General features: G+C 35.6%; 13 protein-coding genes. 6 read left to right on the top strand and 7 right to left on the bottom strand.

Annotated elements, in window-relative coordinates; genetic code table 11:
• The first annotated feature begins 154 nt into the window (after positions 1 to 154).
• Positions 155 to 871 carry a YidX family protein gene (locus HJG58_RS00125; RefSeq protein ID WP_002132686.1) on the top strand — a complete coding sequence of 239 codons (717 nt, stop codon included), beginning with the start codon at positions 155 to 157 and terminating at the stop codon, positions 869 to 871.
• A 68-nt stretch (positions 872 to 939) separates the two neighbouring features.
• Here HJG58_RS00125 and HJG58_RS00120 read toward each other — a convergent pair whose 3' ends face one another.
• A complete protein-coding gene (locus HJG58_RS00120; RefSeq protein WP_170247544.1) occupies positions 940 to 1,584 on the bottom strand; it encodes an RBBP9/YdeN family alpha/beta hydrolase in 645 nt (214 codons plus the stop codon).
• 71 nt (positions 1,585 to 1,655) lie between these two features.
• Here HJG58_RS00120 and HJG58_RS00115 point away from each other — a divergent pair, with 71 nt between their 5' ends.
• Positions 1,656 to 2,021, top strand: coding sequence for a MerR family transcriptional regulator (locus HJG58_RS00115; RefSeq protein WP_170247543.1), 366 nt, complete (start codon positions 1,656 to 1,658; stop codon positions 2,019 to 2,021).
• A gap of 21 nt (positions 2,022 to 2,042) precedes the next feature.
• On the opposite strand, the gene HJG58_RS00110 is transcribed toward HJG58_RS00115, so the two are convergent.
• A complete protein-coding gene (locus tag HJG58_RS00110) occupies positions 2,043 to 2,801 on the bottom strand; it encodes a hypothetical protein (RefSeq protein ID WP_170247542.1) in 759 nt (252 codons plus the stop codon).
• Between the two features lie 177 nt (positions 2,802 to 2,978).
• Between HJG58_RS00110 and HJG58_RS00105 the strand changes: the two genes are divergently transcribed.
• The 3 genes from HJG58_RS00105 (at position 2,979) to HJG58_RS00095 (ending at position 6,201) form a co-directional block, all read left to right on the top strand.
• A complete protein-coding gene (locus tag HJG58_RS00105) occupies positions 2,979 to 3,680 on the top strand; it encodes a DsbA family oxidoreductase (protein ID WP_170247541.1) in 702 nt (233 codons plus the stop codon).
• 359 nt (positions 3,681 to 4,039) lie between these two features.
• The gene (locus tag HJG58_RS00100; protein WP_170247540.1) at positions 4,040 to 5,182 is read left to right on the top strand and encodes a hypothetical protein; all 1,143 of its coding nucleotides are present in this window, start codon (positions 4,040 to 4,042) and stop codon (positions 5,180 to 5,182) included.
• A 125-nt stretch (positions 5,183 to 5,307) separates the two neighbouring features.
• Positions 5,308 to 6,201, top strand: coding sequence for a selenocysteine synthase (locus tag HJG58_RS00095; protein ID WP_170247539.1), 894 nt, complete (start codon positions 5,308 to 5,310; stop codon positions 6,199 to 6,201).
• An 84-nt stretch (positions 6,202 to 6,285) separates the two neighbouring features.
• Here HJG58_RS00095 and htpG read toward each other — a convergent pair whose 3' ends face one another.
• From htpG to HJG58_RS00070, 5 genes are all read right to left on the bottom strand, one after another.
• Positions 6,286 to 8,205 carry a molecular chaperone HtpG gene (gene htpG, locus HJG58_RS00090; protein ID WP_170247538.1) on the bottom strand — a complete coding sequence of 640 codons (1,920 nt, stop codon included), beginning with the start codon at positions 8,203 to 8,205 and terminating at the stop codon, positions 6,286 to 6,288.
• Between the two features lie 101 nt (positions 8,206 to 8,306).
• On the bottom strand, positions 8,307 to 8,660 hold the full coding sequence (locus HJG58_RS00085; protein ID WP_170247537.1) for a lysozyme inhibitor LprI family protein: 354 nt from the start codon (positions 8,658 to 8,660) through the stop codon (positions 8,307 to 8,309).
• 186 nt (positions 8,661 to 8,846) lie between these two features.
• On the bottom strand, positions 8,847 to 9,431 hold the full coding sequence (locus HJG58_RS00080) for an OmpW/AlkL family protein (protein WP_170247536.1): 585 nt from the start codon (positions 9,429 to 9,431) through the stop codon (positions 8,847 to 8,849).
• A 328-nt stretch (positions 9,432 to 9,759) separates the two neighbouring features.
• Positions 9,760 to 11,124: a Na+/H+ antiporter family protein gene (locus HJG58_RS00075; RefSeq protein WP_170247535.1), complete on the bottom strand. Its 1,365-nt coding sequence runs from the start codon at positions 11,122 to 11,124 to the stop codon at positions 9,760 to 9,762.
• A 76-nt stretch (positions 11,125 to 11,200) separates the two neighbouring features.
• Positions 11,201 to 12,079: an alpha/beta fold hydrolase gene (locus HJG58_RS00070; RefSeq protein WP_170247534.1), complete on the bottom strand. Its 879-nt coding sequence runs from the start codon at positions 12,077 to 12,079 to the stop codon at positions 11,201 to 11,203.
• A gap of 117 nt (positions 12,080 to 12,196) precedes the next feature.
• On the opposite strand from HJG58_RS00070, the gene HJG58_RS00065 reads away from it, so the two are divergent.
• Positions 12,197 to 12,682, top strand: a complete 486-nt coding sequence (locus HJG58_RS00065; protein ID WP_005079397.1) for a DUF4442 domain-containing protein — start codon at positions 12,197 to 12,199, stop codon at positions 12,680 to 12,682.
• Positions 12,683 to 12,705 lie beyond the last annotated feature (23 nt).

Below are 12,705 nucleotides of genomic sequence, written 5' to 3'. Positions count from 1 at the left end.
ACGTTAGATTTTTAAAATTATTAAAAAGAAATTCATAAAAGATTTTAGAAATTAATCTGAATGTGGCTAAGTCATATTATATTGCCAGATTTAAATATTACGATTTTTTGTTTATAGTCAGCTTTTTATAAATCTATTGAATTCGACAGAAATAATGAACTTTAAAATATTAAATCAGAATATTCTTATGAGCTGCTTACTAGCCAGTTTCTTTCTCACTGGTTGTGTGAGTAATCGAATTATTGGTGAAAACACGCGAGAGCTATTTACAAAATACGACTCAGGCTATGAATGGATCACTTTAACAGAAGATGATGTAATTGCATTCGGTAAACCATCAGTATCTCTCCCAAATGAACCAGAGGACAGTATTGTTATCGCAGGGAAAAAATATAGTTATGTCATTAGTAAAGGCGGTAACGATTTCATTCAATTAATTAGTCAATTAAATCCACAATATATTCAAATAAGTAATGAGCTAGATTTTAATGCTCCAGCTTCGAATAGTAACCATTTTTACGGACATATTAGATTTTCTTACACCCCACCTAATGGGAAATTGAACGAGAAAGAATCAGCTTTATTTAAACAATATGGTGTAGTTCCATGTGACTATGAAAAGACATTAGAACTACATAAATTTGAGTTAAATCTTAGAGGAACTGTTTATCCTCCTGTAAACAATCTTAAAAAAATAACCCCTTTATCTAAGCCATATCACGTTAGAATCCAATATCTTCATGATAAAAGCGGAAAAGTGCCCTTATCAACTAAGGAGAAGCTAGCAAGTTTACCACTGCTTCCGTTTACCTTAACTTTCGATATTATCGCTTTACCTGCGAAAGTCATGGGTATCATTTACCAGCCTTAATAGATTAGGAATAAAAATTACAAATTTCAGTAAAGATAAAAAATCCCGCTCAATGCGGGGATTTTTTATCAATTTTCTAATATTTCTTTTAAAGAATCGACTAATTGCGGAAATTCCGTATAACCTTCCCGACCTAAAAAGTGCCCACCATTAGGAACGGTAATATAAGGCGCATCAATATCCTTAGCCAATTGAATCGTTAGTTGTGGTGGAACCAAATCATCATTATCAGACAAATAAACCAGCTTTTTCTTTATGTCACGGAAATAGTTGGTGTCGACTTTACTCTTTGTTATATAAGGACTAAGAGGTGAAGAAACTGAAATTGGTCCAGAGAATCCAGATACTAAAATCATTCCTCCAATATTTTGATAATCATGTCTTTGCAAAAAGTGCAGTAACGTAATCACCCCTAAACTGTGCGCAACAAAATAAGTATTTTCATCCACCTTAGGGATCTGTTGATCTAAAACCTTTTGCCATGCATCTACATCAGGATGCTCAGAATCTGGAAATGGAATTAAGGTAACGGTTGTATGCTCATCTTCTATTTGATGTTTTAGGTCTAAAAACCAGTGATCATCTATAGAAGCTGAATAACCATGAAGTACAAATATTTGACGCATGTTGTTCTCCCGAAGTTCAATTATTTTGGCATTTGCAATAAATGACATGAAGCCGAATAACACCAATAAAATGAGTTTTCTGATCATGGAACAAGTACCATTTTGAAAGATAAAAACATGCTAAACTATGACACCAGTGTTAAGGTCAACCCCATTTTATGAACTTAGCTAAAGTTGCCGAACTCACAAAAGTAAGCCCTCGTATGCTGCGTTATTATGAGAGTTTAGGGCTTATAAAGCCTTATCGAGCAAGTAATAACTACCGAAGTTATACGCAAAAAGATATTGAAAATATTAAGAAAATTAAAATATTAAATGATGCAGGCATGCATCTAAAAGATATTCAGGTCTTGCTGCCTTGTTTTGATTTAGATGAACGCGTATTTACACTATGCTCAGTGGTTCAAGAAAAACTGCAAACTGAACTCATGCATGTGTCTGAGCAGTTAAACAAACTACAATCTTCTCAAAGTTTATTACAATCTTTTTTAAGTAAAGGGAAAGCTGAGAGCACCAATCCATAAATTTTGATGCTCACGTTCAATTTATTCTTTTAAATCTCCTTCGAGCGCAGCTACATTTTTTTTCTTAATTTTTTCAATTTTTGCATTTAGCTTTAGAACATCTTGATAAAGCCCATTAAACTTTTTGACCTGAGCATTTTCATGAAAAAGAATCATCTGATCTTTCTTTTGCCATTCATAATTTTTTAGAAGCTTAAACATTTGTTCAGCTTTATCTAAAATTTGTAGCTCAATCATAAAAATTGCATGATCTTGATCTGCTTTTTGTTGAGACCCCAATTTCATTTCCAGCAGTTGCCTCATCTCTGCATCCACAGATAATTCCTGAACTTTTGCTAAGAAAGTTTTATGAATTTTTTCATATTGAGTTTGATATTTATCTGAAGCCGTACGAACATCGGCTAACATTTTTTCTGTTTCCACATACTTCTGTTTTTTATCAAGATCTAAACGATCAACATTTAAAAAAGTATCCCACTTTGCTGCTTTTAATTCTCTTAAATATTCATTACGTGCATTTATATTTTGAATCCAATAACTTAAGAGAAATTCTGAAATTTGCTTATAGTGCCCTGCCAAACGCTTATCATGAATATCGAGCTGGACGGGTTTAGACCAATCTTGTGCTTGTTCATAAAGCTGATTCATTTTTTCAGTCATGACGACATCAAACATTTGACTACTGTCTTTGGCCTGCTGCTGTTTGATATGTTGATAGGTGAAAAAAATAATGCTTGTGATAACAACCAGACTTGCAATCGCAATCAAAACTCGGCGCATACACACCTCCTATTTCCATTCTTATAGTTTTGCTCTTTATCGTTATAAAATAGAGCTTATTCTTCTTTATATGCCATTTATTTCACAATACGCAACACTGTATTCGCTACTCAAAGCTTTAAATCCTTATCCATCATCCCTATTATGATGGGTAATTAAAATTTATGAGATTCTCCCATGCGTGTTGATGTCTGGTCTGATGTAGTTTGCCCTTTCTGTTATATCGGCAAAAAACGCCTTGAACATGTCGCTGCTGAAGCAGGTATTGATCTTGAAATTCACTGGCATAGTTTTGAATTAGATCCTGATGCGCCAGCAAAACATGACACTTCAAATACAGAACGTTTGGCTAAAAAATACGGCCGTACCTATGAAGAGATGGAAGAAATGGAACGCAATATTGCGGCCATGGCTGCCTCTGAAGGTATTGATTTTCAATGGCAAAAAGCCAACTCAGGCAATAGTTTTAATGCACACCGTATTATTCACCTTGCACAAAGCAAAGGTTTAGGCAACCAAGCAAAAGAAGCTTTTTTCCATGCTTATATGACCGAAGGTCTCGCAATTGGCGAACGTGAAGTCGTAGAAGAAATTGCATCTCGTATTGGCCTTGATAATGCCGAAGTTGAATATGTATTAGATACCAACGAACTATCTGACTTTGTCCGTCATGATGAAAAAATTGCTCAAGAGCAGCTCAATGTAACTGGCGTGCCATTTTTTGTATTCGACCAAAGAATCGCGCTTGCTGGTGCTCAACCTCGTGAAGTCTTTTTACAAGTTTTAGAAAAAGCGCAAATCAAAGCAAATACTGAAGAAGTCGAGCAAGATGATGCAGCTGTTTGTACTGATGAATCATGTGATATTCCAAAGAAATAGATCAACACAATTAAAATGTGATCAAATCGTATGTTTTATCACCATTTTAGCAATAGAGCGTTCTAAAAAAAGAACTATCTAATTGCTAAAAATCAGTTTATTATTGCCGCTTAGAATATTCGCGCTGTAATGTTCTGTTTTTTATGTGTTTAATGATCGGAATTTAAAGTTTCCTTGATCTATCGTCCCCCTTCACTGGGGGATTTTTTTTGGCTAAAAATAACCGCTACTAGCTTAAACTTTTTCATTTATTTCAAATATGTAAAAAAAGTTAAATTTACTTAACTTTTGTGTCTCCCTCTTGATTTTATTAGAAAAATCAACAAAAGTGGAAACAACAACAAAACATAAAGATAGATATGAAAACATTTCATGTAATGCCATACCGGCAGCTTTTTGCACTTTTAACTATTGGATTTGGTTCAGTATGCATCGCTCATGCAGAGACGGTCTCTTCTTCTACAAACCAACAAGTAGGAAGTACATCATCTGGAGTACAAACCGAAGTTAACTCAGATGAAAATCTGTTAGATCAAATTCCGCGCTGGGTGGACGCGACTCCAACTATTTTTCCAGAGCAGTCTAATCAACCTATTGTTCCACCTACCGAACAAACAGAAGATCAAACCTGGGTTGACCGTAAGCAAAAGAAAATTCGTAATTGGGCCGATCGTACTTCTGAAAAAATTGATAATTGGTTTGGTGAAGTCGATCCACAAAAGCCAGCTACCGCAACCATTCGTGTCATGGTCGATAACTATTGGAATGAATACGATAACTATGAAATCAAACCCAGAATTCGCGGTAAGATTAAATTACCTACTCTAGAGAAACGCATTAGCGTGGTATTTGGTGATGACTCGTTAGATGACGAATTTAATAATAGCCCAGCCAATGTCAATCAGAATCCCAATCAAGATCCAAATAAAAAGTTAGATGGTAAACGAACTCGAGATGACAACAGCTCAATCGCTTTACGTTGGTCAAATTTCTCGAAAAAGTTACCTTTTGAAACAGATGCTGACTTAGGTATTCGTTCTGGAGACGATATTTATGTTCGTTTAAAAGCATCAAGAGACTGGCAACTTCGTAATGATTTTAAGTTTTATGCAGAGCAAATTTATCGTTACGGCATAGACAGCGAAAACTATCTGCGTAGCAATCTTGAACTTACACATGCTAGGCCAAATCAACCGTTTTTATCGAATCAGTTCAGCCTGACCTATGCTGATGATCAGGATGATGATCTAGCTTGGGAAAACCGAACTTTCCGCGAACACAGTTTCTTTGCAAACAACCGTTTTAACTATGGTATTTATACTAGCGGTTATTACAACGACAATGACTTGCGTTTAAACAGTTGGGGACCGTTTGTTTCATGGCGCCAACCCGTTTTACGTGAATGGTTCTTTGTACAAGGCGATGTAAATTACTTTAATGACCACCGCGAAGATCGTAACCATTTTGTCAGCACCTTCTTACGTTTAGAAGCACTTTTCTAAGCTAGCAAACATCACCTTGGAACCTTATCCAAGGTGATGAATAAGAAAATACTTTTAAATAAAATTTTAAGATTAGCCTTTTAAAGTATTGTTCTAATTTTATTTTTGATTCCTTATCTTTAAAAATGAATCAATTTTCTTCTCCATTTCAAAATAAATCGACAGTCTTCATTTGTATTTATAGTTTAGGTCTATTAGCTTTACTTCCACACACTCAATTTTTTTATAACTCTTTAAAACACCAACGGTCACGGCGTTACCCCTATTCTTCTACAAGCTTCGCTAAAGTAAAAAGACAATCACTTTCACACTCACCTTGTGAAGTAGAAGCACACAATGCTTTATCTGATGCTGGTTTAATTCAAGAACTTATGGCTGTATTTGGAAATGATACGTTATGGAAACGTGCGACTCAGCCTGAACAAACTTATAAAGCCTTTGGTAAGAAAAAGAAGAAGACCTCATCGGCACAGGTTTCGGCTACTAATCCACTGAGTGCAAGCTGGACCACCATTTCAAAATGGATGCCTTTTGAAAATGACCTTGATTTAGGATCTAACTCTGAGAGTGATGTGTATGTCCAGTTTCTGGCAAAAAAGAAATGGAATTTGAGACATAACATTAGCTTTGATACAGAGCAGATATTTCGCTATGGCTCTACTAGCCGAAACTACACTGAAACCACGCTAAACCTAACGCAAAAAATGCAAGATAACACATTATTTTCTAATAAATTTAATGTGAATAAGAGCGAAAATGAAGAATACAACTGGGGCAATTGGACTTTTCAACAATTTGAGTTTTTAAAAGATAATAGTCTGACTTACGGTATTTATAGCGGTGGTGTATATACCAAAAATGATATGCGACTAAATAGCTGGGGTCCTTATATTTCATGGCGTCAGCCTATATGGCGAGATTGGATTTTTATGCAAAATGATCTTAATTTTTTTAATCATCTTGATGATGATCCTAAGCATCAACTTAGTGTGCAAATGAATCTTGAAGCTAATTTTTAACCAAAAATCATCAAGTTGTGGATAACTCTTTCTTTATCCACAAAAAAGCCCCTGACAGTTCAGAGGCTTTTTTATATCAAAAAATTATTTCAACAATAAGCTATTAATACGCTTCACATAAGCTGCTGGGTCTTCTGGTAAACCACCTTCTGCAATCACAGCCTGATCAAAAATTACGTTTGCCAAATCATCAAACTGTTCTGAACCTTCAAGTTTTTTCACCAAAGGATGCTCAGGGTTAATTTCTAAAATTGGCTTGATTTCAGGTACAGCTTGCCCCGCTTGTTTAAGCATACGAATAAGTTGTGGAGACAACTCACCCTCACTTGTTACTAAACATGCAGGAGAATCTACCAAACGAGTTGTTACACGTACTTCTTTAGTTTTAGCCTTCAACGAATCACTTAATTTCTCAACCACAGGCTTAAACTGTTCAGCCGCTTGCTCAAGTGCCTTTTTCTCTTCGGCATCTTGCAAATCACCTAAATCAACCGCGCCTTTAGATACATTCTTTAATGGAGTACCGTCAAACTCTTGGACAAAATTCATTGCCCATTCATCAACACGCTCTGCCATTAATAATACTTCAATACCTTTTTTCTTAAACAACTCAAGCTGCGGCGAGTTTTTCGCTGCTGCTAGACTGTCAGCAGTCACATAATAGATGGCTTTTTGCCCCTCTTTCATACGTGCCTTATAGTCAGCAAAAGAAGTCGTTACTTCATCATTTGTTGAAGTCGCATAACGTAATAATTTTAAAATACGTTCACGATTACCAAAGTCTTCGCCCAAGCCTTCTTTAAGTACTGAACCAAATTCACTGTAGAAAGTCTTGAATTTTTCTTGGTCTTTTTCATCTTCCGATTTAGCCAAACCATCAAGTACAGTTAATACACGGCGTGCATTACCTTCACGAATCGTTTTGACATCACGGCTTTCTTGCAACAATTCACGACTAACATTAAGCGGTAAATCAGCACTGTCCACTACACCTTGAACAAAGCGTAAATAGTTTGGAATCAAATTATCCGCATCATCCATAATAAAGACGCGTTTTACATATAGCTTAATTCCCGCTTTTGCTTCACGAGTAAAAATGTCATGAGGTGCTTTACTTGGAATATAAAGTAACTGGGTATATTCCGTACTACCTTCAACACGGTTATGTGCCCAAGCCAGTGGCGCTTCAAAGTCATGAGTTAAGTTTTTATAAAACTCAATATATTGCTCTTCAGTCACTTCACTCTTGTTACGTGTCCATAAAGCACTTGCCGAGTTAATCGCTTCCCACTCGTCAGTTTTGACCATTCGGCCACCTTTAGGCTCTTCACCTTCAGCAACCTCTTCTTCTTGCCAAACTTCTTTTTGCATTTCAATTGGCAAGCTAATGTGGTCAGAGTATTTATTAACGATTTGCTTAACTTTATAAGATTCTAAATAATCAAGTGCATCATCACGTAAGTGAAGAATAATGTCAGTACCACGTGAGGCCTTATCAATTTGCTGAACTTCAAACTCGCCTGTACCACCACTAATCCAGCGCACCCCTTCAGATGTCTCTAGACCCGCACGGCGTGATTCAACCGTAATCTTGTCGGCAACAATAAAACCTGAATAGAAACCCACACCAAATTGACCAATCAACTGAGCATCTGCTTTTTGATCGCCAGTCAATTTTGACATGAAATCTTTAGTGCCTGACTTAGCAATTGTACCCAAGTTATCAATTGCTTCTTGTTGGCTTAAACCAATACCGTTATCAGAAATCGTTAACGTTTTATCTTCTTTATTTAAGCTGATTCGTACATGTAAGTCTGGATCATTTTCATAATATTCAGGATGATTGATTCCTTCAAAACGTAACTTATCACATGCATCTGATGCATTAGAGATAAGCTCACGTAAGAAAATCTCAGGGTTAGAATAGAGAGAATGCGTCACTAAATGTAAAAGCTGGGCTACTTCTGCTTGGAAACTATAATTTTGTGATGCTTGTTCACTCATAAATCACTCCTTAAATTTTGAAGCTGTTTGTTCTCGAATGCTTTATGAATGGAGTACTTCTAGAATTTTTCAATCCTGAATATCAAAAATTTTTACTCTAATTAAAATGGGCCGTGGCTTAACACCCTATCTTGCAATATCGCATCTAACTGCTTTTGACGTTGTTGGTAAGCTTTGCCAATACAACTGACATTTGCAGCACAAGCGTTTCTTTTTTTCAGCCATTGCTGCTGAGTATCTTTCTGATTATCTCGCCCACCCATAGGTAAAGCATGCAGAACGATTTGATACGTCGTTGCCATTTTTACATCTGCATCATTTAAAGAACGGTTTTTACAAATACTTTTTTCCGTTTTCGTTTTTGCAGCATCGCAAGAAAAACTTGCAGCTTGTAAATTTTGAGTAAAAGCAATACCGCTCAAGAGTGCTAAACAAATCGCTAATTTGTTATTCATATTTTTATTCCCATGCTTGTAATGAATAGAAATTAGTTTAGAAAAAAACTTGCAGAAAATATGTGTAAAACTGTCTGTTTTATGCTTTTTTAGTGCAAATAAAATCCATAAAAAAACCTCACATAAAATATATGTGAGGTGCCTGAGTCTAGGTTTATTATTATATTTTTCTATTTATTATTATGCTTAAAATTTATAGCTATAACCCAAAGTGTAAACAAAAGGATTAATATCTAGATCAAATTTAGCACCATTTGTTAAAGTAACTTCTGGGCTTAAATCAGCATAACGTACATCTACAAATACACCCCAGTTTTTAGCATCAGCAGGTTGGAAATTAAAACCAACTTGTCCTGCCACGCCAAAGTCTTCTTTTACATCTTTTACAATACCATCTTCATCCCAAGCAATAAATGCTGTAGCACCAACACCAATATAAGGTGTGAAACGAGTCGAATTTTTAAAATGATATTTAGCAGTAATCGTTGGCGGTAATTGTTTAATACGTGCTACCTTATTTCCATTTAACAACACATCATGATTAACAGGCGCTGCTAATAATAATTCTGCCGAAAATGGAGACTGGCCAAAGAAGTATTCTACTGATGGTGTAAAAGCATATTCATCATCTGCTTCAACTACAGTGTTTTCAGCAAGTGTCGTATCTTCTGATGGCGCAATAACACTACCACCAAATTTCACTTGCCAGTTACCAGCAAAAGTAAAAGAAGACATCCCCATTAATGCAATAACCAAAGCTTTTTTGAACACTTTAATATCTCCAACCTTATTTATATTTATAATAAACATTTATTTTAAACCCATGCAATACTCATTATAAAATTATTTTATAGTTTATTTTTAAACTACTGTTTTAAATAAAATTATATATTACCCAACTATTTTAATAGGTTTTATTCCAACCTTACTAATCAAGATTATTTTATATTACCAACCATTTTAATATACTTTAAAATTCCGAGTATTTTAATATAATTTATTTTGAATACATGTTTTATTTAGACAATAAAAAACCTTCTTAATTTAAATCTAAAGATCATGATTAAGAAGGTTTATGATTCAATATTTTATAAAAACTTTATAAAACCATTGCAGCGATCCAGCCAAAAATTAATAGCGGAATATTGAAGTGAACAAAAGTAGGTACAACCGTATCCCAAATATGATCATGTTGCCCGTCTACCCCTAAACCAGCTGTTGGCCCTAAGGTTGAGTCAGAGGCTGGTGATCCAGCATCACCTAATGCTGCTGCTGTACCAATAAGTGCAATTGTAGCCATAGGAGAGAAACCAAATTGTAAACACAAAGGTACGTACATGATTGCCAAAATTGGCACAGTAGAAAATGAAGAACCAATTCCTAAAGTAATCAATAATCCCACTAACAACATCACAAAAGCAGCAAGTGCTTTACTATCACCAATCCATCCAGCTGTGGCTTTGACCAATTCAGGAACTTGATGTGTTGCCTCAATTACCGCTGCAAAGCCTTGAGCAGCAATCATGGTAAAGCCAACCAATGCCATCATTCTCATACCACTAACGATAACATCATCAGCTTCTTTCCATTTGAAAATTCCTGCACAGCTCAAAATCGCAACACCTACCAGCCCTGCGACAATCATAGAGTCTGAATAAAGTTGAACAATAATTGTAGCTATTACTGCAAAAGCAGCCATAAACAAGGTAAACCGTGCAATTTGAGGAGCTTGTTGTTCCTGAATCATTTCTCCAGCAATACTACGAGTAGCATTATGTAATGTTTTATCTTGGTAATCTCGAGGTTTACGATAGCTAATAAAAACAGCTATTAGCATCCCTAAGAACATTCCCGATACAGGGATTAACATTGCTCGTGGAATTTGATCATTACTGATATGAAAACCATAGCTTTGACCAAAATGATTAATGTTATGCGCTAAAATATCATTTAAGAAAATTGCACCAAATCCCATTGGTAAGAACATATAGGTAGCGACTAAACCAAACGTAAGTACACAAGCGACTGCTCTACGATCTAAACGTAAATGATTAAATACAATAAGTAAGGGCGGAATTAAGACAGGTATAAATGCGATATGTACAGGAATTACATTCTGTGATGCGATAGCTGCAAGTCCAATCGTACTAAAAATGAGAAATTTCACCTGCATTTGTGCACGTATATCTGCGTCATTTTTGAGACTTTTAACAAGTTTATAAGCTAAAAGATCAGGTAAACCTGAACGTGCTAAAGCTAAAGCGAAAGCACCCAACACGCCATAAGCTAGCGCAATTTTTGCACCACCGCCCAAGCCATTGTTAAATGCATCTAAAGTACCTTGTAGCCCTAAACCAGCCAACAAGCCGCCAGTCAAAGCGCCAATGACCAATGCAAATACGACTGGAACACGCCCTAGTGAAAGGCCAAACATGACAGCAACCGCTGCAATAATCGCAAACATAACTTTGAACTAAATGAAACGAGGGCGCCATTTTAACAGAGTTTAAATTGAGCGATTGCTATCCTATAATTTTTATTTATATATTTTTCACGATAAATTGACGTATATAATCCGCAATTTTTTCAGGTTGACTAAGTACAGCCCAGTGATTTGCTTCAAGCTCTACATACTCAAATTTTTCTACCCACTTTGGCATAGCCTCAGTGATGTATTCTGGGCTTACAAAAGTATCATATTTTAAAATAACCGCTTTTACTGGACACTGTGCATAACGTTGACGTGGGTCAGTTAAGCGAGGAATAAAATTGGCACGATATAAATTAATGCCATATTTTCCATCGGCATTAATATTATTATTTAAAGGTAAATTACTTTTCCTTTCTAGCTGAGTAAGAACTTTACCCCATTTTTCAGGACTAAATAGAGACCATACAGTTGGTGCTATTAACGGAAGATGGAATGCCCCGATATACCAAGATTTGGTTAATATTTTTAAGATTTGAGCTGGTGAAGATTTAAATTTATCACGTAAAAATAAAGCAGCATGATCAAGACATGGTCCAGAAATGGTGGTGTATGATAATAAACGACCTTTGAACTTAGGCTCGGTGGCAGACTCCCAAGACTGAATCGAACCCCAATCATGTGCAGCCATATGGAATTGACGATTTGGTAATAACTCATCAACAACTTCTTGGAGATCTAGAGATAAACGCTCTAAACGATAATCACGTATACGTTTTGGTATAGATGACAAACCAGCTCCACGCACATCGTAAGTAACAATATAGAAGTCATTGATCAAATGCTCAATGATTGATTCCCATACTTCTTGATTGTCAGGATAACCATGTACTAAAACCAACGGTGTATTTTTTTCGTCACCCCATGTTTTAGCACAAAGCGTTTGTTGATCACTTGTTGTTACTGTATGAACTTTTGGCTGCATAATCATTTCCTATCTTGTTTTTCAATCGATCATGTCGTTAGTCGGATAGAGCATTGCCATCAATATAAAAAAGATGATACTTATCTAGTATGAATACTGTTGCAATAAAAAAAATTGACTATTATGGCTATTTTAAGAAGACTTCAGAACAATCCTACGATTTCAAAATTTCTATTTAATCACTATCCCCCTTATCGTGGCGCAGGGATTTATATTGAAATCATGAATTTAGAACTTTGCCATGTGCGTGTAAAGATGCCGCTGACTTGGAAAAACCAAAATTTAGTCGGTACACATTTTGGTGGAAGCCTTTATTCAATGGTTGACCCATTTTATATGATGATTCTTATGCATCATCTCGGATCAAAATATATTGTTTGGGACAAAGCTGCTGAAATTAATTTTCTTTCTCCAGGACGCAGTACTGTACATGCAGATATTCGAGTTGATTTAGCTGAAATAGAACAAATTCGTGAACTTGCCGAGAACTATGAACCTGTTTTAAGAACATATCATCTAAACATTTTTGATGAATCTGGGGTAAGAATTGCAGAGGTTCAAAAAACGCTTTATATCAGACGTAAAAAAGCGAAACCTTTTCCTCAATAAAAAATAAGCGCTAAAAGCGCTTA

Source organism: Acinetobacter geminorum, assembly GCF_013009345.1.
In the GTDB taxonomy this organism is placed as follows: Bacteria; Pseudomonadota; Gammaproteobacteria; order Pseudomonadales; family Moraxellaceae; genus Acinetobacter; species Acinetobacter geminorum.
This window is presented reverse-complemented; position numbering and strand designations above follow the sequence as displayed.

Excerpts from the sequence above, each read along its gene's own strand:
- HJG58_RS00125 (WP_002132686.1), top strand. The coding sequence starts at position 155 with ATGAACTTTAAAATATTAAATCAGAATATTCTTATGAGCTGCTTACTA.
- HJG58_RS00120 (WP_170247544.1), bottom strand. The coding sequence starts at position 1,584 with ATGATCAGAAAACTCATTTTATTGGTGTTATTCGGCTTCATGTCATTT.
- HJG58_RS00115 (WP_170247543.1), top strand. The coding sequence starts at position 1,656 with ATGAACTTAGCTAAAGTTGCCGAACTCACAAAAGTAAGCCCTCGTATG.
- HJG58_RS00110 (WP_170247542.1), bottom strand. The coding sequence starts at position 2,801 with ATGCGCCGAGTTTTGATTGCGATTGCAAGTCTGGTTGTTATCACAAGC.
- HJG58_RS00105 (WP_170247541.1), top strand. The coding sequence starts at position 2,979 with ATGCGTGTTGATGTCTGGTCTGATGTAGTTTGCCCTTTCTGTTATATC.
- HJG58_RS00100 (WP_170247540.1), top strand. The coding sequence starts at position 4,040 with ATGAAAACATTTCATGTAATGCCATACCGGCAGCTTTTTGCACTTTTA.
- HJG58_RS00095 (WP_170247539.1), top strand. The coding sequence starts at position 5,308 with ATGAATCAATTTTCTTCTCCATTTCAAAATAAATCGACAGTCTTCATT.
- htpG (WP_170247538.1), bottom strand. The coding sequence starts at position 8,205 with ATGAGTGAACAAGCATCACAAAATTATAGTTTCCAAGCAGAAGTAGCC.
- HJG58_RS00085 (WP_170247537.1), bottom strand. The coding sequence starts at position 8,660 with ATGAATAACAAATTAGCGATTTGTTTAGCACTCTTGAGCGGTATTGCT.
- HJG58_RS00075 (WP_170247535.1), bottom strand. The coding sequence starts at position 11,124 with ATGTTTGCGATTATTGCAGCGGTTGCTGTCATGTTTGGCCTTTCACTA.
- HJG58_RS00070 (WP_170247534.1), bottom strand. The coding sequence starts at position 12,079 with ATGATTATGCAGCCAAAAGTTCATACAGTAACAACAAGTGATCAACAA.
- HJG58_RS00065 (WP_005079397.1), top strand. The coding sequence starts at position 12,197 with ATGGCTATTTTAAGAAGACTTCAGAACAATCCTACGATTTCAAAATTT.